The following is a 20475-nucleotide window of genomic DNA, read 5'->3' as shown; positions in this document are numbered from 1 at the left end:
CCCGAAACCCCTGCACCAACGCGGGGTCACTCCGCGCCCATCCTGCCCCTCCGGATGGGCGCGATCTGACCCCGCGTTGTTTGGGATTAGTCCGGGACTAGTCCTGGAAGTACTCGATCTTCGCGCCGATGGTGTTGAGCCGCTCGGCCAGGTCCTCGTAGCCGCGCTCAATGACATAGATGTTCCGCAGCTCCGACACGCCGCGGGCGGCCAGCATGGCCAGCAGCAGGCAGGCGGCGGGGCGGAGGGCCGGCGGGCACCCCACCTCCGCGGCACGCCACTTGGTGGGCCCGTTGACATAGATCCGGTGCGGATCGAGGAGCTGCACCTGGGCGCCCAGCTTGTTCAGCTCCGTCAGGTAGATGGCCCGGTTCTCGTAGACCCAGTCATGAATCATCGTCTGGCCGTGGGCGTTGGCGGCAATCACGGCGAAGAAGGGCAGGTTGTCAATATTCAGGCCGGGGAAGGGCATCGGGTGGATCTTGTCCTCCGGCGCCCGCAGTTCCGAGGGCCGGGTGGTGACATCCACCAGGCGCGTGCGGCCGTTGCGGGCAAAATATTCCCCGGAGACCTCGAGCTGCTGGCCCATCTGTTCCAGCGTGGCGAGCTCGATCTCCATGAACTCAATCGGGACGCGGCGGATGGTGACTTCGGAGTTCGTCACGATGCCGGCGGTGATGAGGCTCATCGCCTCGATCGGGTCCTCGGACGGGAAGTATTCAATGTCGACGTCGATCGCCGGGCGGCCGGAGATCTTCAGCGTGGTGGTGCCGACACCCTCGATCTCCACGCCGAGCATCTGCAGGTAGAAGCAGAGGTCCTGCACCATGTAGTTGGGGCTCGCGTTGCGGATGATGGTGGTGCCGCGACGGTGGGCCGCGGCCATGATGGCGTTCTCGGTGACGGTGTCGCCGCGTTCGCTGAGCACGAAGGAGCGGTCGTGGCCGTCCGACGGCGGCGCCTGGACCGCGTAGAACCCGGACTTTGCCTCGACGCTGAGGCCGAACTGCCGCAGCGCCTGCATGTGCGGCTGGACAGTGCGGGTGCCGAGGTCGCAGCCGCCGGCATAGGGCAGCCGGTAGGTTTCGGCCTCGTCCAGCAGCGGGCCCAGGAGCATGATGACGCTGCGGGTCCGCCGGGCCGCCTCCACGTCCATGGACGCCAGATCCAGCATTGCCGGGCGGCGGATCTGGAGGTCGCTGGCGTTGAGCCATGTGCATTCGACGCCAATGCTGGTCAAAACCTCCACGATCCGGTTGACTTCCTCGATCCTGGCCAACCGGCGCAGCGTAGTGGTGCCGCGGTTGATGAGGCTGGCGCACAGCAGCGCGACGCCGGCGTTCTTGCTGCTGTTGACGTCCACCGCCCCGGAGAGCGTGCGGCCGCCCTCGACCCGGAGGTGGGTCATCTGGGGCCGGCCCACTTTGACGATGCTGCGCCCGACGATTGTCTCCAGCCGCTGGATCATCTTCAGGCTCAGGTTCTGCTTGCCCTGTTCCATCCGGGCGATGGCGCTTTGGCTGGTGCCCAGCTCGGCAGCGAGTTGGCCCTGGGTCCAGCCTTTCGCCCCGCGAGCTTCGCGGAGCAGGAGGCCTACGTGTTCAGCAGTCGGTTGAGTCATGTCCCGAAAATATCACGGATGATTTATTAACCCCCGGCATTCGCGCCGGAATGCCGTCAATGTCACAGTAATACCCGCATCATGCGATAAACGTGGACCGCGACGGCGTAGTGGGGACGACGGACAGCGCGCAGTGCGGACGACGGCGATCAGAGGCCCCAGGCGGACAGCAGGGCAGCCGTTGCTACTGGTGCGCGAGGAACACGAGGTTCCAGGTCCCCGCCGCGAGGGCCGCTGCAACTGCCGCCGCCGCGATGCAGAGACCGCCCAGCAGCACCCAGGCATCGAGTCCGCTGAACGTGGACGGCCTGGCCCAGGTCCGCGTCGCGCCGCCGAATCCGCGGGCCTCCATGGTCACGGCGAGCCGGGATGCGCTCCGGATCGCCTGCACCAGCAGCCCGAAGCTCTGGCCCATGGTGGCGCGGAACCGCTGGTAGGGATTGCCGCTTGAGCCCACGCCGCGGGCGCGCCGGGCCATCCCGATGGTCTGCCACTGCTCGGCCATGATCCCGACCAGCCGCATGGCGGCCAAGGTGCCCAGGACGAACCGGTGCGGCAGCTTTGCGTTCTGGGCCAGGGCGTCGGCCAGGTCCGTGGGGTCGGTGCAACTCATCAGCAGCACCGCCGGCAGCGCGATGGCGAGTCCCCGGAGCATGAAGCCGAGCCCAAGCTGCAGCGAGCCGGTGCTGATGGTCCAGATCCCGGCGTCGAACAGAACGGAACCGGCTTCCGGCGCAAGGATGGCGGTGCTCCAGCCGCCCAGCGCCGCCGCAAGGATCAGCGGCCAGCCGCGTTGCCACAGCAGGGCCACTGTCAGCCCGGCCAGCGGCAGGAGCAGCAGTTCGAAGGTGAGCGCCACCGATGCCGAGACCCAGTCAATGGAGAGCGCCAGCACCAGGGTGATCAGGGTGACCGCCGTGAACTTAACGAGTGGATTGGCCCGGGTCAGCAGCGCATGGTTCCCGCGGAGGCTCAGCGCGTCCCTCATGACGCGGCCCCCTCTGGAAGGCCACTGTCCGGGGCGGCAGCGCTGGCGGCGCCGCCAGGTCCCGAACCGGCGGCGGTTTCCCGCGTGTGGAGGCGCAGTTCGGTGCCGCCAAGGACGGCGCTGAATTCGGCGTCGTGCGTCACGGAAACCACCGCGGTGCCGGCGTCGAGGAGTTCGGAGAGGAAGGAGGCGAGTTCTGCCCAGGTGTTGGCGTCCTGGCCGAAGGTGGGCTCGTCCAGGACCAGCACCTGCGGGTGCGCCGCCAGCACGGTGGCCACCGAGAGGCGCCGCTTCTCGCCGCCGGAGAGCGTGTACGGGTTGGCATCCACGAGGTCTGTCAGCCGTAGCCGCTCCAGCAGCTCGTCCACGCGTTCCTCGCCGTAGCCGAGGTGGCGGGGCCCGAACATGAGCTCGTCGAGGACCCTGCCGGTGACGAACTGGTGCTCGGGTTCCTGGAACACCGTCCCTATCCTGGAGATCAGCTGCTGGGCTTTCCACCGGTACGGATCGGTTCCCGCACCCCCGCCCGGGCCGCTACCGGGCCCGGCCGGGACACAGACCGTTCCCGCCACGGGGCGCAGGAGACCGGCCAGCGTCAGGGCCAGGGTTGACTTCCCCGAGCCGTTCTGTCCGGTGATGGTCAGGGCCTCCCCGGCGCGAACCTGCGTCGCGATGCCCGACTGCACGGCCCGCGGGGCAATGCTGCGGAAACCCTCGCGAAGCCCGGCCCGCCGCGGCCGCTCGCGGGAGACCGCGAGCCCATCCGCCGCGAGCAGCAGCTGCCCGGAGGCCGGGGCCGTCCGGGTCCGTGTCGCCGGAACGTAGCCGGGCACCCAGACGCCGGCACCGATGAGCATGTCCCGCGCCTCGGCCAGGACCTGGTCCGGCGGCCCGTCCAGCAGGACCGCGGAATTCAGGACCGCGGAGTCCGTGGCGGCCCCGGGCTGCAGCACCACGATCCGGTCCACGAGGTCTTTCCAGACCGCCACCCGGTGCTCCACGACCACCAGGGTGGCGCCGGTCTTGTCCAGGCAGCGGCCCACGGCGTCGCGGACTTCCAGGACGCCGGCGGGGTCGAGGTTGGCGGTCGGCTCGTCGAGCAGCAGCAGCCCCGGCCGCATCGCGAGGATCCCGGCGAGCGCCAGGCGCTGCTTTTGCCCGCCGGAGAGTGCCGACGTCGGGTGGTCCAGCGGCAGCCGGCCCAGCCCGACGTCGTCGAGCGCCTCGCGCACCCGCGGCCAGATCTCGGGCGCCGGGACCGAAAGGTTCTCCGCGCCGAAGGCGACGTCGTCGCCGAGGCGGGAGAGCACCACCTGGGTTTCCGGGTCCTGCTGCACGAGCCCGGCACGGCCGCGCCGGGCCCGCGGCGGGGCGCCGTCGATCAGCAGGCTCCCGGTCTCGTCAGAATCCTCGGCGTCGCCGGCCGGACCCGGCCCGCCGGAGGCGCTGTCTCCCAGCACGCCCGCCAGGGCATGGAGCAGTGTGGATTTGCCGGCGCCGGAGGGGCCCAGCAGGAGCACGCGCTCCCCGGGCCGGATGTCCAGGTCAAGGCCGTTGACCGCCGGCCGGGGTCGTCCGGCGTGCCGCCAGCCCCAGCCGCGTGCGGTGACGGCGGCCGGACGGACGCCTGGTGAAGTTGTCATGAGTCGCCTATGCAATTCCAAGAGTGCAATTCCAAGAGTGCCGTACCGGGAGTGGGGTTCAGGAACGGCGGTCAGGAGAAGACGGGCTCCGTGGCGGCCTTGCGTGAGGCAAAGGAGGCAAGCACGCCCGTCTTGGCCAGGCCGCGGGTGGCCAGCCAGGCCAGTCCGCCCGCGATCACGGCGCCCGAGATGGTGGTGAAGACGATGTAGGCGAGCTTGTCTCCGGCCTCGTAGGCGATGTTCCAGCCCCACGGCAGGAAGGAGTCATTCAGGCCGCAGAAGAGGCCCGCGCCGGCGCCGGCCAGCAGGGACACCGGCAGGTTGAACTTCTTGTAGAGGAAAACAGCGAAGACCAGTTCCGCGCCAAGGCCCTGCAGGACACCGGAAATCATTACCGTGGTGCCGTACTGCGAACCCATGATCAGCTCGCCCGTGGCCGCCACGGTTTCGCAGAAGATCGCAGCACCGGGCTTGCGGATGATGAGCATGCCCAGCACCGCGGGGATCATCCAGCCGCCGGCGTAGAGTCCGGTGAGCGGCGGATAGAGTGCGCTGAGGGGGGTCGAAATCAGGTTGGCGCCCTGGTCCCAGGCCCAGAAGATAACGCCGCCCGCCACGGCGATCAGGGCGGCCACCACAATGTCCACCACCCGCCAGGTGTAGTTGTGCCGGGCTGATGAGCGGCTGGCGGGACCCTGCTGTGCTGAAATATCTGTCATGTCGTCCTCCTGAGGAACAGGAGGGGAGGGTGCTCCGGCCTCGGCTTCCGCCGCTCTCCGCGCACCCTGAGAACTCGACTCCCTTGCGCCGGTACTAACCGGATCAGGTTCGAGGGTCTGCGGCTGTCCGCACTCTCAGCGCCCACCACTGGTTTCCCCGGATTCTTCCGGCGATGCCCGACGGCGGCGCTCCCCTGTCGTAATTATTTCGCCCTTGTGGGCTGGCTCAGTTTACACCCGAACGGCCCGGCTTTTCAGTGGTGTGGCGTCATAATCCGGGGAGGCTAGCAGGCGCTCCCCGGCCGGGCTGGGCCGCTTGGTAGAGTCGACCTGCCGGCCCCCGGACGCGCCCGCGGGCTGCCTTGTCACCGATCGGAAAGCTGGACCATTTTGACGCAGACACCGGCCACGCCAGATCCCTCCGCCGAGTACGACCCGGACTCGGCCGAGCCGCAACCGCACGGTTCCCTGGCGGCGCTCATTGGCCGCGTGCTCGCCGAGATGGATGCGCTCCAGTTCGCATCGTTCAGCAAGGACGACGCCCTCGACCTCGGGCTGCTCCTCGTTGAACTGGGCAGGCAACGCTCGCTGCCCATCGCCGTCGACATCACCAAAGGCGAACAGGTGCTCTTCCACGCGGCGCTGGAGGGCGCCACCCCGGACAACGAACGCTGGATCAACGCCAAGAAGCGCACGACCCAGCGCTACGAGGTCCCGTCCCTGCTGGTGGGACTCCGGGCCCGCGCGGCCGGCGGAAGGATCGAGGACAACGCCTGGTTCGATCAGATGGAGTTCGCCGCCCACGGCGGGGCGTTCCCGATCTACGTGCGCGGCACCGGGTCCGTGGCGGTCGTGACTGTTTCCGGGCTGCCGCAGAAGGCAGACCATGACCTCGTTGTCGAGGCGCTGCGGACGGTCCTGGCACCGGACAACTAGGCACCGGACAGCCAGGCGCTGCGGACGGTCCTGGCACCGGACAACTAGGCCACAGGGCCGCCGGCGGCACGGGGCGTTCTCCGGGAAAGCCGGATCAGCGCAATTCCGACCGCCAGGAACCAGGCCCACATCAGGATCCCGTAGGCCGGGTAAAACCCGGGAACGGCCTGCCGCAGCGCCTCGGCAATGGTCCCCACGGTTCCTGCGGCCACCCCGAGCCACGCCACCGCGCGGGGAAATACGCCTATGAGCATGGGCAGCGAGATCAGCAGGATGCCGAGCGCGGACAGGACGCCGACGGCGGCGGGAGTATTGTTCTCGGCGATCACAGCCTCCGCCGCGGTGGCGAACCTGAGCCGGGCGGCGTCGTCGAACGTAACAGTGCCGGACGCCGCGGCGTACCGGTCGCTGAGATAGACCAGGATCAGCGATCCGCGGCTTGTGACCGGAACGGCGAGGAACAATGCCCAAGGCAGGGCGCCGATCACCGTCGCCAGAAGGGCCAGGCTCTTGTTGACCGGGGCGAGCGCCACGAAGAGGGTCACGAAGACCAGTACCGGCAGGATGTTGGACACCGTCCACAGGAGCTGTTCGGTGACGTAGATCCCCTTGTTCCGGGCGATGAACTCGAGGGTTTCGGCTCCCCCGTCCACCGGCGGCGGGGCAAGGAAGTCAAGGACCAGGGCCAGCACCAGCAACGCGATGAACACCACGGCGGAGATGCCCGCCCAGAAGTAAAGCTGCCGCCAGCTCTGGCCATTCGTTGGGGCGCCCCGGACGTCGCGGGGCGGGCGGGTGCGGGGCTGTTCCATGCTCGAAAGTACGTCCGGCGGCCGCCGCCTGACAGGGGCCTTGGCCCCTGTCAGGACCGCCGGGCAAGAAACGCTAGGCTAGGGGCAGCCCTGTTTCCTCCCCCAAGGAGTTACGAAGAATGAACCTCTTCATCAAGCTGCTCGGCACCGGCGTCAGCCTGCTTGCCGGCTATGTCGGCACCAAGGTCGTTGACACCGTCTGGGAGAAGTCCACGGGCAACAAGCCGCCCAAGGACCACGACGACGTCCCCACGACGCTGCGCTCGGCCCTGACGTTCGCGCTGATCTCCGCATCCGTCAGCGCCGTCATCCAGGTCCTCGCCAACCGCGGCACCCAGCGCGCGATCACCCGCTACGCCAAGACCCAGGACGTCGTCTAACCCGAGCCGTTTCCCGCGGCCGCTGCGACGGGTCCCCCACTTTCACTGGCCCCCGGCACCATCCCCGGGCGGCAAGGTGGAGAGGGTCACGAGGTTGGCCCGGCAAGGAGCTTTCGGATCTCGGCGAGCGTCGCTTCGGACTCGTCGAGGCGCTGGCGGAGCCCTTCGATCGTCGCGGCACTCGTGTCGGCGGCAGCGACCGGCGGCGCGGACTCCTTCTTCTTCGGTGCGAGGAAGAAGTTGGCCAGGTAACCGGTGAAGGTGCCGAAAATGCCGACACCGACCACGATGATGCCTGACCCGATGATACGGCCCGCGTTGGTGACCGGATATTGGTCGCCATAGCCAACTGTCGAGATCGTGACGATGGTGTACCAGATGGCGCCGGAGGCGGTCGTGATGTTGGCCCCCGGGGCGCCCTGCTCGACGCGGAGCATCGATAGGCTCCCGAATTCCAGCACGAAAATGCCCATGAGCAGCAGTATGTACAGGGAGCTGCCGGCCCGGTCTTTGCTGAGGGCGAGGCCCACCTGGCGGATGCCGACATCGCGGAGCAGGCGGTACACCCGGATCAGCCGGAAGACGCGCAGGATCTTGAATTGTGCCAACGGCAGGCTGGCCAACAGGTCCGCCCAGCCGAAGTGCTTGAAGAAATAGGCGCCCGCCGACGGCACGGTGACGATCCTGAAGAGGAAGTCGGCAACGAAAATGATGCTGAAGATACTGTTCATCACCGTCAGCACGGTATCGAGCGACTGCTCCTGCACGAGATAAAGGAGCAGCAGATTGACGATCGACAGGATCGAAAGGATGCCGATGAAGATTTCGTATCCGATGCTCTTCAGTTCACTGCGTTCCTTGGTCATGTGAGGATTCTGGCACGCAGGAAGCTGCGTGGCCGACACTTTTTTCGGATCCGGACGAACGGCGACCACGAATGTTGAGTCCTCCCGCCGGGATCCAGAAAGTGGCGGTCCAGTTCAGCGCCCAGTTGCGGTGTTCAGTGGCGACGTCCGGTATCAGCGGCCGGTGTCCCCGTCCGCCCGGCGCTTGGCCGCCGCCTGCTGGACTACGGCCTCAAGCTCGTCGGCGCTCAACAGTTCCGGGTGCAGGTGCTTGGTCCGGTAGCCGGCCCGCCCCACCATGTGGGCTGACACGGGGACGGTGAGCAGCTGAAAGAGCCAGGCCACCAGCAGGACCGGCCAGACCCACCAGGTGCGCATTTGCAGGCCCAGGGCCGTCAGCAGCAGGAACAGGCCAAGGACTTGGGGCTTGGTGGCGGCGTGCATCCTGCTCATGAGGTCCGGGAAGCGCAACAGCCCGATCGCGGCGGCGAGGGACATCAGCGCGCCGGTCACCATGAACACCGCGGATACGGCGTCGATCACTGTTTCAGGATTCACGGACGTTCTCCCTCCGGTCGGCCACGAACCGGGCCACGGTGACGGAGCCGACGAAGCCGATCAGGGAAATCGCCACCAGCAGCATGAGGTTGTTGAGGTGCCGGTTGACGGCCATGTCAATGCACAGGGCTGCCCCGAAGATGGCCAGCAGCACGTCGGCGGCCAGCACCCGGTCCAGCAGTGAAGGCCCACGCGCGATCCGGACGATCGCCCCGGCGGCGGCCAGGGAGAGAACGACGGCGGACACCGTCAGGACGATCTGCATCATGCGGCACTCTCCTGTGTCAGGGCGGACAGTTCCTCTTTGGTCCCCAGGATCCGGATCAGCCCGGCCTCGGTGTCCCGGACGTCTTTGCGCAGCTTGGCCGCGTCCTCGGCGTTGCGGACGTTGATGCCGTGGATGTAGAGGGTGGACGTGGACCTGTCCACCTCCACCACGAGGGATCCCGGAATCAGCGAGATCACATGCCCGGTGGCCGTGACGAGGATGTCGGAATGGCTCCGTAGCGGCACGGCGACGATTGCGCTGACAACGCGCGGCCCGCGGGCGACGGCGAGGTACAGGACCTGGAAGCTCGCCGCGACGACCTTGCCGAGGAAGATGATGGCGAAGGGGACGGCCCGGAGGACGTTGAACCGGCCGCCGAGCTCCACCGGGGGCAAATAGAAGACGCGCGCCACCAGCACCGCGATTAGGGCGCCGAAGAGGAGATTGCCGGGGCTGAAGTTCTGCCAGAGGGCGCACCAGACGAACACGAGCCACACCAGCAGTGGCAGTTCCTGGCGCAGGGAGACCTTTTTCCGGTTCATTTCCCGCCGCCTTGCTGGCCGGGCCGTTCGGCCTGGGGCACCGGCGGCACCGGCGCGTTCTCGCCCAGCACCGCCTGGATGTAGGGGGACCTGTCGAGCATCTCCTGGGCGGATTGGTCGGCCACCTTGAACAGCGGCCCGGCGAAGACCGTGAGGGCCACGCCGAAGACCACCAGGCCCAGGGTGGAGCCCACCATGGTGCGGGGAAGCAGGGTCACGTTCGTCTTCCCTGCACGGTCTCCGGTGGCGGAGTCCTCCGGCGCTGCCAGGAGCACCGGGTCGGGGTGCTCGGCGTCCTCCGGCTTACGCCAGAATGCCCGGTTCCAGACCCTGGCGATTGCCAGCAGGGTCAGCAGGCTCGTCAGCACCCCGCCGATCACCAGCGCGAAAGCCAGCGGCGTGCCGAGTTGGACACCCGCCTGGAGGAGTCCCAGCTTGCCCAGGAATCCGGAAAACGGCGGGATGCCGGCCAGGTTCATCGCGGGAATGAAGAAGAGCACCCCCAAAACCGGGGAGAGTTTGGCCAGCCCGGCCACGCGGTCCACGGATGAGCTGCCGCTGCGGCGTTCGATCAGTCCGGTGACCAGGAACAGGCTGGTCTGGATGGTGATGTGGTGGACCACGTAGAAGACCGCGGCGCCCAGGCCGGCCACCGAGGACATCGCCAGGCCAAACACCATGTAGCCGATGTGGCTGACCAGGGTGAAGGACAAAAGGCGCTTGATGTCGCTTTGGGCCAGGGCGCCGAGGATTCCGACCACCATGGTCAGCAGCGCCGCCACCATGAGCGGGGCGTTGAGCGCGTCCCCCGGGAAGAGCAGCGTCTCCGTACGGACCATGGCGTAGACACCCACCTTGGTCAGCAGCCCGGCGAACACGGCGGTGACCGGGGCCGGCGCTGTGGGGTACGAGTCCGGGAGCCAGAAGGACAGTGGGAAGACGGCGGCCTTGATGCCGAAGGCCACCAGCAGCATCACGTGCAGCAATGTCCGGGTGCCTTGGTCCAGGTCCCCCAGCTTGATGGCGAGGTCCGCCATGTTGATGGTTCCCGTGGCGCCGTAGATCATGGCAATCGCGATCAGGAACAGCACCGAGGAGACCACGGAGACCACCACATAGGTCACGCCGGCCCGGATGCGCGGGCCCGTCCCGCCGAGGGTGATCAGCACATAACTGGCGGTCAGCAGGATCTCAAAGCCGACGTAGAGGTTGAAAAGATCCCCGGAGAGGAAGGCGTTGGACACCCCGGCCACGAGGATCAGGTAGGTCGGGTGGAAGATCGAGACCGGCGCGTCGCGGTCGCCGTCCGCCATGCCCTGCCCGGTCGCGTAAATCAGCACCGCAAGGCTCACGGCCGAGGACACGACGAGCATCAGCGAGGAGAACTGATCCACTACCAGCACGATGCCCCAGGGCGGCATCCAGCCGCCGATGTTCACCGCGGCCGTCCCGCCTCCCCATACCGAGGCCAGCAACCAGCATTCCAGCAGCAGGGTCAGCGTCAGGACGGCGATGCTGACCGTCCGCTGGGCCCGCGGGTAGCGGATCAGCAGGAAGGTCAGGGCGGCACCCAGGATGGGCAGTACGACGGCGAGCGGGGCAAGGCTGGCGATGTTCACTTTCCGTCTCCTTCCTTGCTGGTGTCGACATTCAGGGAGCCCGGCTGTTCTTCCGAGGCGGCTTTCTCGGCCCTCACGACGCGGTCCCCGGACATGACCGCGGACGCGCTGCTGCCGGTGCCGGAACCGGAGCCGACGGCGGTGTCCATCAGCCCTGCGCCGTCACTGCCGAACATGGCAAGGGGGAACTCCGAGGTCTCGACCGGAATCACGGAGTCGTCCTCGGCGTCGAAGCTGGGCGTTTCCGCGACGCGGCGGTCCTCGGCGTCGTCCTGGATTTCGTCCTGGCGGGCCAGGACCCAGGTCCGGTAGATGATGCCCAGCATGAAAGCCGTAACGGCGAAGGAGATCACGATCGAGGTCAGGATCAAGGCCTGCGGCAGGGGGTCGTTGTAGTCCCCGGCCGGGGTGTTCTTGTCGAAGATCGGTGCCAGCCCGGCGTATCCGCCGGTGGCAAGGATCAGCAGGTTGGTGGCATTGGCCAGCAGCATGAGTCCCAGGAGGACCCTGGTGAGACTGCGTTCAAGGATCAGGTAGATACCGCACGCGTACAGGGCCCCCATGATCGTCAGCAGGGTCAGGTTGACGCTCATGTTGTCCCCTTGGCAGTTGTTTCCGCATTGGCGGGGTCCGTCCCTGCGGGTTCCCGCTCGGCGGATTCCGGCCCGGCGCCCCGGGCGGCAACCATCCCGGCTTCGCTGCTGCCGGGCCGGCTGCCTTCGGAGCGGCCGTCCCCGGAGAGCCCGTCCCCGGGCGATCCGTCTTCGGACAGCTCGGGCTGTTCCTCGAAATGCTCGTCGATCTCCGCCCCCAAGCTGCGCAGCACGTCCAGGGCCAGGCCGACCACCACCACGTACACGCCGATGTCGAAGATGGTCGAGGTCACGAACTTGATGTCTCCGAAGACGGGCAGCCACAGCTCCACGATCGCGCTCTGGAACACTTGTCCGCCCAGCAGCAGCGGCGTCATCCCGGCGGCCGCCGCCGTGGCCAGGCCGATTCCCAGCAGGGTGCCGGCACCCACCGGCGTGGCCTCGCGAAGTTCGAAGCGGCCGCCGGCGAGGTAGCGGATGGTCAGGGCGAGGCCGGCGGTGAGCCCTCCGGCGAAGCCGCCGCCGGGCAGGTTGTGCCCGGCCAGCAGCAGATACAGGGAGAACACGATCATCGAGTGGAAGATCAGGCGGGTGACCACCTCGAAGATGATCGAGCGGCGTTCCGGCGCCAGGGTCCGGCCGGCCACCAGCCACGCGTCGCGGGTGGCGGCAGCAAACCGCCGGTTCATCGCCAGGGCGGCATCGTCCCGGGTGGTGCCCCTGGCCCCGGTCCGCCGCCCCACCGTCCCCGCTTCGACGTTGGCCGACGTCCGGATGCGGTCGCCGCGGCCCCGGACGAAGATGAGGCTGGCCACGCCGGTGGCCGCGAGGGCCAGGACGGAAATCTCCCCGAAGGTGTCCCAGGCACGAATGTCCACCAGGGTCACGTTGACGACGTTCAGGCCGCCGCCGCCCTCGTAGGCCAGCTGCGGGAACTGCAGGGACACCGGCGCGGCCACCCGGGCGCCGAGGGCATAGATGGCCACGAAAATCATGGTGATGCCGAATGACAACCCGATCACCACCCGGATGACCCGGTATTTCCCGCCGGTCCTGTCCCGCAGCCCTGCCGGAAGGCTCCGCATGGCCAGCACGAACGCCACCAGGATGATGGTTTCCACCAGCATCTGGGTCAGGGCGAGGTCCGGAGCGCCCTGCAGCGCGAACAACAGGGCGATTCCGTAGCCGGTGACGGACACCATCAGCACGGCCAGGAACCGTTTGTTGGCGCGGACCGCGGCCAGCGCGCCGATCACGATCCCGGCGCCCGCCACAATCTGGAGCGGCGAACCCGGATCGATGACATAGAGCCCCGGCGGCAGCGGTTTGTTGGCCACGAGCAGGGCCGTCAGTGGCAGGACGAACGCCACAGTCAGGATGACCGAGAGGTAGAAGAACAGCGAGCCGCGCTGGGTCCGGCCCGTGACCCAGACCGCGACGTCGTCCAGGGCGCCGATCGCCTGCTGGTAGGCGCGATCCGCGTCGATCCAGCCCGGCACCCGTGCCTGCACCCGGGCGACGGCATTACGGCCGTAGAACATGGCAAGGCCCAGCGCGAACGTCACCGCGGTCAGCCCCAGGGCCGGGGTGAGGCCGTGCCACAGCGCCAGGTGCCCGGGCGAGGAGGTGGCGGCCCCGCCGTCGGGAGCGGCCGCGCCGACAAAGAGTTCCGCGTAGGGCTGGATCCAGCCGTCAACGGGGGCCGGCCACAGCCCGTAAACGATGGTCAGGACGCTCAGGACCGCAGGCGCGGCAAGGAAGGCAGGCTTAATCGGTTTGAAGGCGGTGGGCCCCACGCCGGGCTTCACGGCGAAGGCGCCCCACATGAACCGGGCGCTGTAGGCAAAGGTCAGCACGGAGCCCAGGACCACACCGGCCAGTAGCCAAGGGCCAGCCGCCGACTCGGGACTGTATTGGATGAAGGCCTCGAACACCGATTCCTTGGCCACGAAACCGGCCAGCGGGGGGATGCCCGCCATCGAGGCCGCGCCGATTGCCGCCACGATCGCCAAGGCCCGGGCAGAGCCGTAGACGCCGGACAGTTCGCGGACGTCCCGGGTCCCGGCCTGGTGATCAATGATGCCGACCACCAAGAACAGGGTGGCCTTGAACAGCCCGTGCGCCAGAAGCAAGGCGAGCCCGGCGAGCGCCGCCTCGGGGGTGCCGAGTCCCACCACCATGATCAGGAAGCCCAACTGGCTCACGGTGCCGTAGGCGAGGATGAGCTTGATGTCAGTTTGCCGGAGGGCCCGGTAGCCGCCTACCAGCATGGTGGCCAGCCCCAGGCCAAGGACGATCGGCAGCCACGGCGGGGTCGCAGCGAACCCGGGGGCGAGACGGGCCACCAGGTACACCCCGGCCTTGACCATGGCCGCGGCGTGCAGGTAGGCGCTGACGGGCGTGGGGGCGGCCATGGCGCCGGGAAGCCAGAAGTGGAACGGGATCAGGGCGGACTTGGTGATCGCGCCGATGAGAATCAGGACGACGGCGGCGTCCACGGCTCCGCCCGCGGGCCCGGTGACCAGCGCCGGGGCCTGGTCCAGGATGGCCTGGATCCGGTAGGTCCCCGCGGTTGACCCGAGGATGATGAGCCCCACGAGCATGGCCAACCCGCCGGCCGTCGTCACCATGAGCGCCTGGAGGGCCGAGCGCCGTGCGGACAGCCGGGTACGGGCATAGCCGATCAGCAGGTAGGACAGCACTGTGGTCAGTTCCCAGAAAACGAACATCAGCAGGAGGTCGTCGGCGGTGACCAGCCCGAACATCGCCCCGGCGAACGCCAGGAGCTGCGCCCCGAAACCGCCGAGGTAGTCGTCTTTGTCCTTGAAGTACCGGGCACAATAGACCAACACCAGCGTGCCTACCCCCAACACCAGCAGGGACATGATCCAGGCCAGGGCATCCATCCGGAAGGCGAGCTCGAGCTGCAGCCCGGGGACCCAGGGGAACACTTCGGTGATCGCCCCCGGCGCCGGCATGCCATCGCCGGAGCTCGTTCCCTCCGAATAGACGGCGGCATGCTGCAGGAGCAGCCAGATAAAAGAGGCCGCGGGGACCGCGGCCAGGGCGTAGAACGAATTCCTGCCAAACTTTCGGAACAGCAGCGGGGCCACAGCAGCCACCGCAAAGTGCAGGGCAAGAACTGTGATCACTGGTGTCTCCGCAACGTCAGAATTTCGATTTTCAGCAAGTTGGAGCAGGCGGGTCATTTGTTAGGTTCGGTGCCGACAGTTTACCAAGCGTGTACAAATTCTTTTGGCAGGGGCGCCGGCTGCTGAACAATTCGTAGCAAAAGTCATGCCGCCGCTAATCGCCGGGCGGCAACACCGCGCCGGGACACTCCGCCGAGACGGTCAGCGGGCACCTTGGGCCGCTACCATTCAGGCTATGAACACTGCCGCCGCCGAGGCCACGCGAGGGTCGTCCGAACTGGAATCGGGAAGTCCCGTCTCGCACAAGGGCCGCATCCTGGCGTGGGCGGCATGGGACTGGGGTTCGGCAGCCTTCAATGCCGTCATGACAACGTTCGTCTTCACCGTCTATTTGACCTCCAAATCATTCGGCGGCGAGGACCAGGCCTCGGCGGTGCTCGGCACCGCCCTGGCCGTCGCCGGGCTGGCCATCGCGCTCCTGGCGCCCGTCACCGGGCAGCGGTCGGATACCGGCGGCAGGCGCAAGCTGTGGCTGGGCGTCAACACGGCCGCCGTCGCGCTCCTGACCGGGCTGTGTTTCTTTGTCTTCCCGCGGCCGGACTTCCTGGTCCTCGGCGTCACGCTGATTGCGCTGGGCAACGTTTTCTTCGAATTCGCCGGGGTCAACTACAACGCCATGCTCGCCCAGATTTCCACCCCGCGGAACATCGGGAAGGTCAGCGGCTTCGGCTGGGGCATGGGGTACCTCGGCGGCATCGTGGCGCTGCTGATTGTGCTCCAGCTCTTCGTCCAGCCCAGCTTCGATTGGTTTGGCGCCTCCACGGCGGACAGCCTCAACATCCGCCTGGTGGCCGTGTTCTCGGCCCTGTGGTTCCTGATTTTCGCCCTCCCAGTGCTCTTCGCCGTGCCGGAACTGCCCCGCGCGGAGGACAGCCCACGGCTGGGCTTCTTCGCCTCCTACGGCCTGCTTGTCCGGCGGATCAGGGCGATCTACCGGACCAGCCCGCACACCATCTACTTCCTGCTCGCGTCCGCCATCTTCCGGGACGGCCTGGCCGCGATATTCACTTTTGGGGGCGTGATCGCGGCCGGAACTTTTGGCTTCGAACTCAAGGACGTCATCTTCTTCGCGATCTTCGGCAACGTCGTGGCGGCCGTCGGCGCCATCTTGGGGGGCTTTTTCGATGACAGGATCGGGCCCAAGGCCGTCATCATCGCGTCCCTGGCCGGGCTGCTGCTCGCCGGCAGCGCCATCCTGTGGCTCGGCAACGCCACCTACGAATTCCTCGGCGGCACTTGGGCCGGGACCACCACCTTCTGGACCTTCGGGCTGTTGCTCTGCCTCTTCGTGGGGCCGGCCCAGTCCTCCTCCCGCGCCTACCTCGCCCGGCTCGCCCCGCATGGCGAATCCGGCGAGCTTTTCGGCCTCTACGCCACCACGGGCCGGGCCGTGAGCTTCCTTGCCCCGGCCTTGTTCACCCTGTGCATCACGGTCGCCACCCCGCTCGTCGCCACCGGGGAGGCCCAGCGGTGGGGCATCGCCGGCATCATGGCGGTGCTCCTGGCGGGCCTGCTCGTCCTCCTGCCGGTCAAGGCACCGGACCGGACTGAAATCGCGGTTCTCCCCCGGCCCTAAGGACGTCCGAAATTCCTCCTCCAGCACTAGGCTGAGGATATGAACGTGGATGAAACGGACCTCCCCGGCCTCGGCCGGCGCAAGGACTTCATGACTGCCTCGGGACGCCGGATCGGCGTCGTCGAATACCGGGAAGGCCAGACGGAGCTTATTGTCTCGACGTGGGACGATCCTGACACCTGCCTGGCTTCGGTCCCGCTGACCGCGGACGAGGCGGCCGCCCTGGGGAACCTGTTGGGCGGCCAGCGCCTGGCCATGCAACTCTCCGAAGCCCACCGGGAAGTCCCCGGCATTGTCACCCGCCAGTTTTCGATCAGCGCGGAGTCACCCTTCCAAAACCAGCCGATGGGCAAGGCATGCATCCGCACCCGCAGCGGAGTGTCGATCGTGGCCATCATGCGCGAAGGCGAGGTCCTGCCCTCGCCGGCGCCCGACGTCGTGCTCCACCCCGGTGACCTCCTCATCGCGGTGGGAACGCAAGAAGGCCTGGACACGGCGGCCAGCATCCTCCGCAACGGATAAGCGGCATGGATCCGCTCGCCCTGACCCTGATCGAGCTGGGGGCTGTCGTCTTCTGCCTCGGTCTGCTGGCCAGACTGGCCGGGCGGATCGGGATGTCTCCGATTCCCCTCTACCTTGTGGGCGGCCTGTTCTTCGGCGCGGGAGGCCTCGTCAAACTCGAAGGCATGCACGAGTTCGCGCACCTTTCCGGGGAGATCGGCGTCATCCTCCTGCTGCTCATGCTTGGTCTGGAATATACGGCGGCCGAGCTCGTCACCGGGCTGCGGCGGTCCTGGCAGGCGGGCGTCCTGGATCTGCTGCTCAATTTCGTGCCCGGGGCGGGCCTCGCGCTGATGCTGGGGTGGGGCGTCGTGGGGGCGATGGTGATGGGCGGGGTGACCTATATTTCGTCGTCCGGGATCGCGGCCAAGGTGATCACCGACCTCGGCCGGATCGGCAACCGGGAGACCCCGGTGGTCCTTTCCATCCTGGTCTTCGAGGACCTCGCCATGGCCGTGTACCTGCCCGTCTTGACCGCCACGCTGGCCGGCGTCAGCATCGTGCTGGGACTGCAGACCGTCGGCATCTCCCTGGCCGTCGTCAGCCTGGTCCTGGTTGTGGCGCTGCGGCACGGCCACCACGTCTCCAAGGCCGTGCACAGCGAAAACTCCGAGGTCTTCCTGCTCAATCTGCTCGGCGCCGCCCTGCTGGTCGCGGGGCTCGCGGCCGCCATGCAGGTTTCCGCGGCGGTGGGCGCGTTCATGCTCGGCATCGCGATATCCGGGGCCACGGCCCACAGCGCCACGCGCGTCCTGGAGCCGCTCCGGGACCTCTTCGCCGCGATCTTCTTCGTGGTTTTCGGCCTCAACACCGACCCTCGGTCCATCCCCCCGGTCCTCGGCTGGGCGCTGTTGCTGGCCATAGTCACCGCGGCCACCAAGGTGGTCACGGGCGTCTGGGCGGCCAAGCGGGCCGGGATCGGGATTCCCGGCCGTTTCCGGGCGGGGGCCGCACTCATTGCGCGCGGCGAATTTTCCATCGTCATCGCCGGCCTGGCCGTCGCCTCCGGCGTGGTGCCACCGGAGCTGGCGGCCCTTGCCACGGCCTACGTGCTGATCATGGCGATCGCGGGGCCGCTGGCCGCTCGATTCGTGGAACCGATCGTCCGGCTATTCCGCCGTCCGGTCAGGCGGCCGGCCTACCGGACCTCCGGCCCGGCCTGAAGCCGCCAGGAACTGCGCCGGCCCGCCCCTAAATGTCGGTGCGGTGAAAATTCAGGTGGCTGCGGCTGGCAGTTGGGCCGCGCTGGCCCTGGTAGCGGTTGCCGTATTCCCCGGACCCGTAGGGGTGCTCCGCTGCCGAGGAAAGGCGGAAGAAGCACAGCTGGCCGATTTTCATGCCCGGCCACAGCTTGATGGGCAGCGTGGCCATGTTGGACAGCTCCAGCGTGACGTGGCCGGAGAACCCCGGATCAATGAACCCCGCCGTCGAGTGCGTCAGCAGCCCGAGCCGGCCCAGCGAGGACTTGCCCTCGAGGCGCGCCGCAATGTCATCCGGAAGCGTCACGGTCTCGTACGTGGAGCCGAGGACGAACTCGCCCGGGTGCAGAATGAACGGCTCGCCCGGCTCCACCTCCACCAGCCGGGTCAGCTCGGGCTGTTCCTCGGCCGGATCAATGTGAGCGTACTTGTGGTTGTCGAACAGACGGAAGAACTTATCGATTCTGACGTCCACGGAGGACGGCTGGACCATGGCAGGGTCGAACGGTTCAAGGACAATCCGCTGGGAGTCGAGTTCGGTTCGAATGTCGCGGTCAGAGATCAGCACAAGGTCAAAAATACCGCACGGCGCCATGCCGGGCCGCACTGACGGGCGCAGCCACCTTGTATGACTTCACCGGATATTTCACGCAGCGTATATTCCATGGCTGACATATCTTCGGGGTGGGCGCCTGCGGCCCGCGCACCCCTGCGGCCAAGATGCCCCGCGAACCGTTGCGGCGCCGCGTCCGGCCAAGCCGCTGCCCGCCGCTGCCCGGGGGATCCGCGCCCCGTGGACCGGCCGGTCCACGATTTCACCACCGGAGGTGTTCAACGACGCCGCCAGACTGGGGTAATGTAAATCTCGTTGTTTCACCGGGGCAAAGTCCAGCACGCTGGCTGGCCCCACTGCGGCTGTAGCTCAATGGTAGAGCGCTAGCTTCCCAAGCTTGATACGCGGGTTCGATTCCCGTCAGCCGCTCCAATCCCCGCCTTGACTCCATGCCGCTCCGCCACGGCTCCCATTAGGTTGCTACCTGTATGGTCAGAAGTCAGGAACCTCTTCGGTTCCGCTACAGGAGCAATCATGGCTGACAAGTCCCCCCGTCAAGCAGCATCCAAAAAAGCCGGCAAGTCCATCAAGGAAAAGCGCGCTGACAAGAGGGCCGCATCAGCGCCGGCCAGCTCCCTGGACAAGGTGACGGCCGCCAAGACGGCGAGCCCCAAGAAGAAGTGACCGGTTCCTCGAACCACCTCACCCTGGGCATCCTCGCCACCACCCGGAAACCCGACGAGCGGCGCCTCCCCATCCACCCCCTGCATCTGGACCGCATCGCGCCGGAAATCCGGGACAGGCTGATCCTCGAGGAAGGCTACGGCGAGCGATTCGGGCTCTCCGACGCCGAGCTCGCGCCGCTCGTGGGGCGCATCGCACCGCGACAGGAGCTGCTGGCCGACGCCGACGTCGTCCTGCTGCCCAAGCCGCAGCCCGAAGACCTGGCCGAGCTCCGGGACGGGCAAGTCCTCTGGGGCTGGCCGCACTGCGTGCAGGACCGGGCCATCACGCAGCTGGCAATCGACAAGAAACTTACGCTGATCGCCTTCGAGGCGATGAACCACTGGGCGAGCGACGGCGGCTTCGGCCTCCACGTCTTCCACAAGAACAACGAGCTCGCCGGCTACTGCTCCGTGCTGCATTCCCTGGCACTGACGGGATCCACCGGCGACTACGGCCGCCGGTTGAGCGCCGTCGTGATCGGCTTCGGGGCAACCGCCCGCGGGGCCGTGACCGCGTTGAACGCCCACGGCGTCCACGACGTGCAGGTGCTGACCAACCGCGGGGTTGCCGCGGTGGGCTCGCCCATCCACTCGGTCCGGATCGCGCAGTTCGATCACGACAACGAGGCGCCGTTCCTCAGCGAGGTCATCACCGAGCGCGGGCGCGTGCCGCTGGCGCCGTTCCTCGCCGAGCGCGACATCGTGGTCAACTGCACCCTGCAGGACCCCAACGCGCCACTGACCTACCTGCGCACCGAGGACCTGGCCGCTTTCCGTCCCGGCAGCCTGATCGTGGACGTATCCTGCGATGAGGGCATGGGCTTCAGCTGGGCGAAAACGACCACTTTCGCCGAACCGATGTTCAAGGTCGGGGACCACATCGACTACTACGCCGTGGACCACAGCCCCTCCTACCTGTGGAATTCCTCCAGCTGGGAAATCAGCGAGGCCCTGCTGCCGTTCCTCGAGACCGTGCTTGCCGGCCCCGAGGCGTGGACCGCGAACGAGACCATCCGCCGCGCGATCGAAATCCGCGACGGCGTGGTCCAGAACCCCGATGTGCTGCAGTTCCAGAAGCGGGAGCCCGAGTACCCGCACTTGCCCGTGGCGGGCTAGGGTTTCCGC

Annotated in this window: 20 protein-coding genes, 1 tRNA gene and 1 riboswitch; of the genes, 8 read left to right on the top strand and 13 right to left on the bottom strand. The window is 67.6% G+C overall.

The features are described from left to right. Window positions 1–97: 97 nt before the first annotated feature. The 4 genes from C8D78_RS14865 to C8D78_RS14850 form a co-directional block, all read right to left on the bottom strand. Complete coding sequence (locus C8D78_RS14865) at window positions 98–1621, bottom strand: UDP-N-acetylglucosamine 1-carboxyvinyltransferase (RefSeq protein ID WP_120954646.1); 1524 nt, start codon at window positions 1619–1621, stop codon at window positions 98–100. A 184-nt stretch (window positions 1622–1805) separates the two neighbouring features. Beyond that, window positions 1806–2609 carry an energy-coupling factor transporter transmembrane component T family protein gene (locus C8D78_RS14860; RefSeq protein WP_120954645.1) on the bottom strand — a complete coding sequence of 268 codons (804 nt, stop codon included), beginning with the start codon at window positions 2607–2609 and terminating at the stop codon, window positions 1806–1808. Then, window positions 2606–4252, bottom strand: a complete 1647-nt coding sequence (locus tag C8D78_RS14855) for an ABC transporter ATP-binding protein (protein ID WP_120954644.1) — start codon at window positions 4250–4252, stop codon at window positions 2606–2608. Before C8D78_RS14855 ends, C8D78_RS14860 begins: the two co-directional genes overlap by 4 nt. Window positions 4253–4323: 71 nt before the next feature. Next, entirely contained in the window at window positions 4324–4971 is a 648-nt protein-coding gene (locus C8D78_RS14850; protein ID WP_120954643.1) for an ECF transporter S component, read from the bottom strand. Window positions 4972–5033: 62 nt separating this feature from the next. Further along, window positions 5034–5177: riboswitch (TPP riboswitch) on the bottom strand. A 184-nt stretch (window positions 5178–5361) separates the two neighbouring features. Between C8D78_RS14850 and C8D78_RS14845 the strand changes: the two genes are divergently transcribed. After that, window positions 5362–5907, top strand: coding sequence for a heme-degrading domain-containing protein (locus tag C8D78_RS14845; protein WP_120954642.1), 546 nt, complete (start codon window positions 5362–5364; stop codon window positions 5905–5907). A 44-nt stretch (window positions 5908–5951) separates the two neighbouring features. On the opposite strand, the gene C8D78_RS14840 is transcribed toward C8D78_RS14845, so the two are convergent. Then, complete coding sequence (locus tag C8D78_RS14840) at window positions 5952–6719, bottom strand: DUF4386 family protein (protein WP_120954641.1); 768 nt, start codon at window positions 6717–6719, stop codon at window positions 5952–5954. Window positions 6720–6838: 119 nt separating this feature from the next. On the opposite strand from C8D78_RS14840, the gene C8D78_RS14835 reads away from it, so the two are divergent. Next, a complete protein-coding gene (locus C8D78_RS14835) occupies window positions 6839–7099 on the top strand; it encodes a DUF4235 domain-containing protein (protein WP_120954640.1) in 261 nt (86 codons plus the stop codon). An 86-nt stretch (window positions 7100–7185) separates the two neighbouring features. On the opposite strand, the gene C8D78_RS14830 is transcribed toward C8D78_RS14835, so the two are convergent. From C8D78_RS14830 to C8D78_RS14800, 7 genes are all read right to left on the bottom strand, one after another. Further along, window positions 7186–7965 carry an ion transporter gene (locus tag C8D78_RS14830; protein WP_120954639.1) on the bottom strand — a complete coding sequence of 260 codons (780 nt, stop codon included), beginning with the start codon at window positions 7963–7965 and terminating at the stop codon, window positions 7186–7188. Between the two features lie 153 nt (window positions 7966–8118). Beyond that, on the bottom strand, window positions 8119–8502 hold the full coding sequence (gene mnhG, locus C8D78_RS14825) for a monovalent cation/H(+) antiporter subunit G (RefSeq protein WP_279629532.1): 384 nt from the start codon (window positions 8500–8502) through the stop codon (window positions 8119–8121). Then, on the bottom strand, window positions 8492–8770 hold the full coding sequence (locus C8D78_RS14820; protein WP_120954638.1) for an MrpF/PhaF family protein: 279 nt from the start codon (window positions 8768–8770) through the stop codon (window positions 8492–8494). The genes mnhG and C8D78_RS14820 overlap by 11 nt, the downstream gene beginning before the upstream one ends. Next, window positions 8767–9312: a Na+/H+ antiporter subunit E gene (locus tag C8D78_RS14815; RefSeq protein WP_120954637.1), complete on the bottom strand. Its 546-nt coding sequence runs from the start codon at window positions 9310–9312 to the stop codon at window positions 8767–8769. The genes C8D78_RS14820 and C8D78_RS14815 overlap by 4 nt, the downstream gene beginning before the upstream one ends. After that, on the bottom strand, window positions 9309–10931 hold the full coding sequence (locus tag C8D78_RS14810; RefSeq protein WP_120954636.1) for a Na+/H+ antiporter subunit D: 1623 nt from the start codon (window positions 10929–10931) through the stop codon (window positions 9309–9311). Before C8D78_RS14810 ends, C8D78_RS14815 begins: the two co-directional genes overlap by 4 nt. Then, entirely contained in the window at window positions 10928–11524 is a 597-nt protein-coding gene (locus C8D78_RS14805; RefSeq protein WP_120954635.1) for a Na(+)/H(+) antiporter subunit C, read from the bottom strand. Before C8D78_RS14805 ends, C8D78_RS14810 begins: the two co-directional genes overlap by 4 nt. Next, on the bottom strand, window positions 11521–14676 hold the full coding sequence (locus C8D78_RS14800) for a Na+/H+ antiporter subunit A (protein ID WP_120954634.1): 3156 nt from the start codon (window positions 14674–14676) through the stop codon (window positions 11521–11523). The genes C8D78_RS14805 and C8D78_RS14800 overlap by 4 nt, the downstream gene beginning before the upstream one ends. A gap of 235 nt (window positions 14677–14911) precedes the next feature. Here C8D78_RS14800 and C8D78_RS14795 point away from each other — a divergent pair, with 235 nt between their 5' ends. Genes C8D78_RS14795 through C8D78_RS14785 form a run of 3 tightly spaced genes read left to right on the top strand, consistent with a single transcriptional unit; the run spans window position 14912 to window position 18036 of the window. Then, a complete protein-coding gene (locus C8D78_RS14795) occupies window positions 14912–16312 on the top strand; it encodes an MFS transporter (RefSeq protein ID WP_120954633.1) in 1401 nt (466 codons plus the stop codon). A gap of 39 nt (window positions 16313–16351) precedes the next feature. Then, on the top strand, window positions 16352–16834 hold the full coding sequence (locus tag C8D78_RS14790; RefSeq protein WP_120954632.1) for a cation:proton antiporter regulatory subunit: 483 nt from the start codon (window positions 16352–16354) through the stop codon (window positions 16832–16834). A 5-nt stretch (window positions 16835–16839) separates the two neighbouring features. Beyond that, window positions 16840–18036, top strand: coding sequence for a cation:proton antiporter (locus C8D78_RS14785; RefSeq protein WP_120954631.1), 1197 nt, complete (start codon window positions 16840–16842; stop codon window positions 18034–18036). 28 nt (window positions 18037–18064) lie between these two features. On the opposite strand, the gene dcd is transcribed toward C8D78_RS14785, so the two are convergent. Continuing rightward, window positions 18065–18640, bottom strand: coding sequence for a dCTP deaminase (dcd, locus tag C8D78_RS14780; RefSeq protein WP_120954630.1), 576 nt, complete (start codon window positions 18638–18640; stop codon window positions 18065–18067). Between the two features lie 343 nt (window positions 18641–18983). On the opposite strand from dcd, the gene C8D78_RS14775 reads away from it, so the two are divergent. The 3 genes from C8D78_RS14775 to C8D78_RS14770 all read left to right on the top strand — a co-directional run bounded on the left by C8D78_RS14775 (window position 18984) and on the right by C8D78_RS14770 (window position 20466). Next, window positions 18984–19057: transfer RNA gene (locus C8D78_RS14775), tRNA-Gly, on the top strand. 102 nt (window positions 19058–19159) lie between these two features. Then, complete coding sequence (locus C8D78_RS19740) at window positions 19160–19309, top strand: hypothetical protein (protein ID WP_167467922.1); 150 nt, start codon at window positions 19160–19162, stop codon at window positions 19307–19309. Further along, the gene (locus tag C8D78_RS14770) at window positions 19306–20466 is read left to right on the top strand and encodes a N(5)-(carboxyethyl)ornithine synthase (protein ID WP_120954629.1); all 1161 of its coding nucleotides are present in this window, start codon (window positions 19306–19308) and stop codon (window positions 20464–20466) included. The genes C8D78_RS19740 and C8D78_RS14770 overlap by 4 nt, the downstream gene beginning before the upstream one ends. The last annotated feature ends 9 nt before the right edge of the window (window positions 20467–20475 follow it).

Origin of the sequence: Arthrobacter oryzae, from assembly GCF_003634095.1 — a bacterium.
GTDB classification, from domain to species: Bacteria; Actinomycetota; Actinomycetes; order Actinomycetales; family Micrococcaceae; genus Arthrobacter; species Arthrobacter oryzae.
This window is presented reverse-complemented; position numbering and strand designations above follow the sequence as displayed.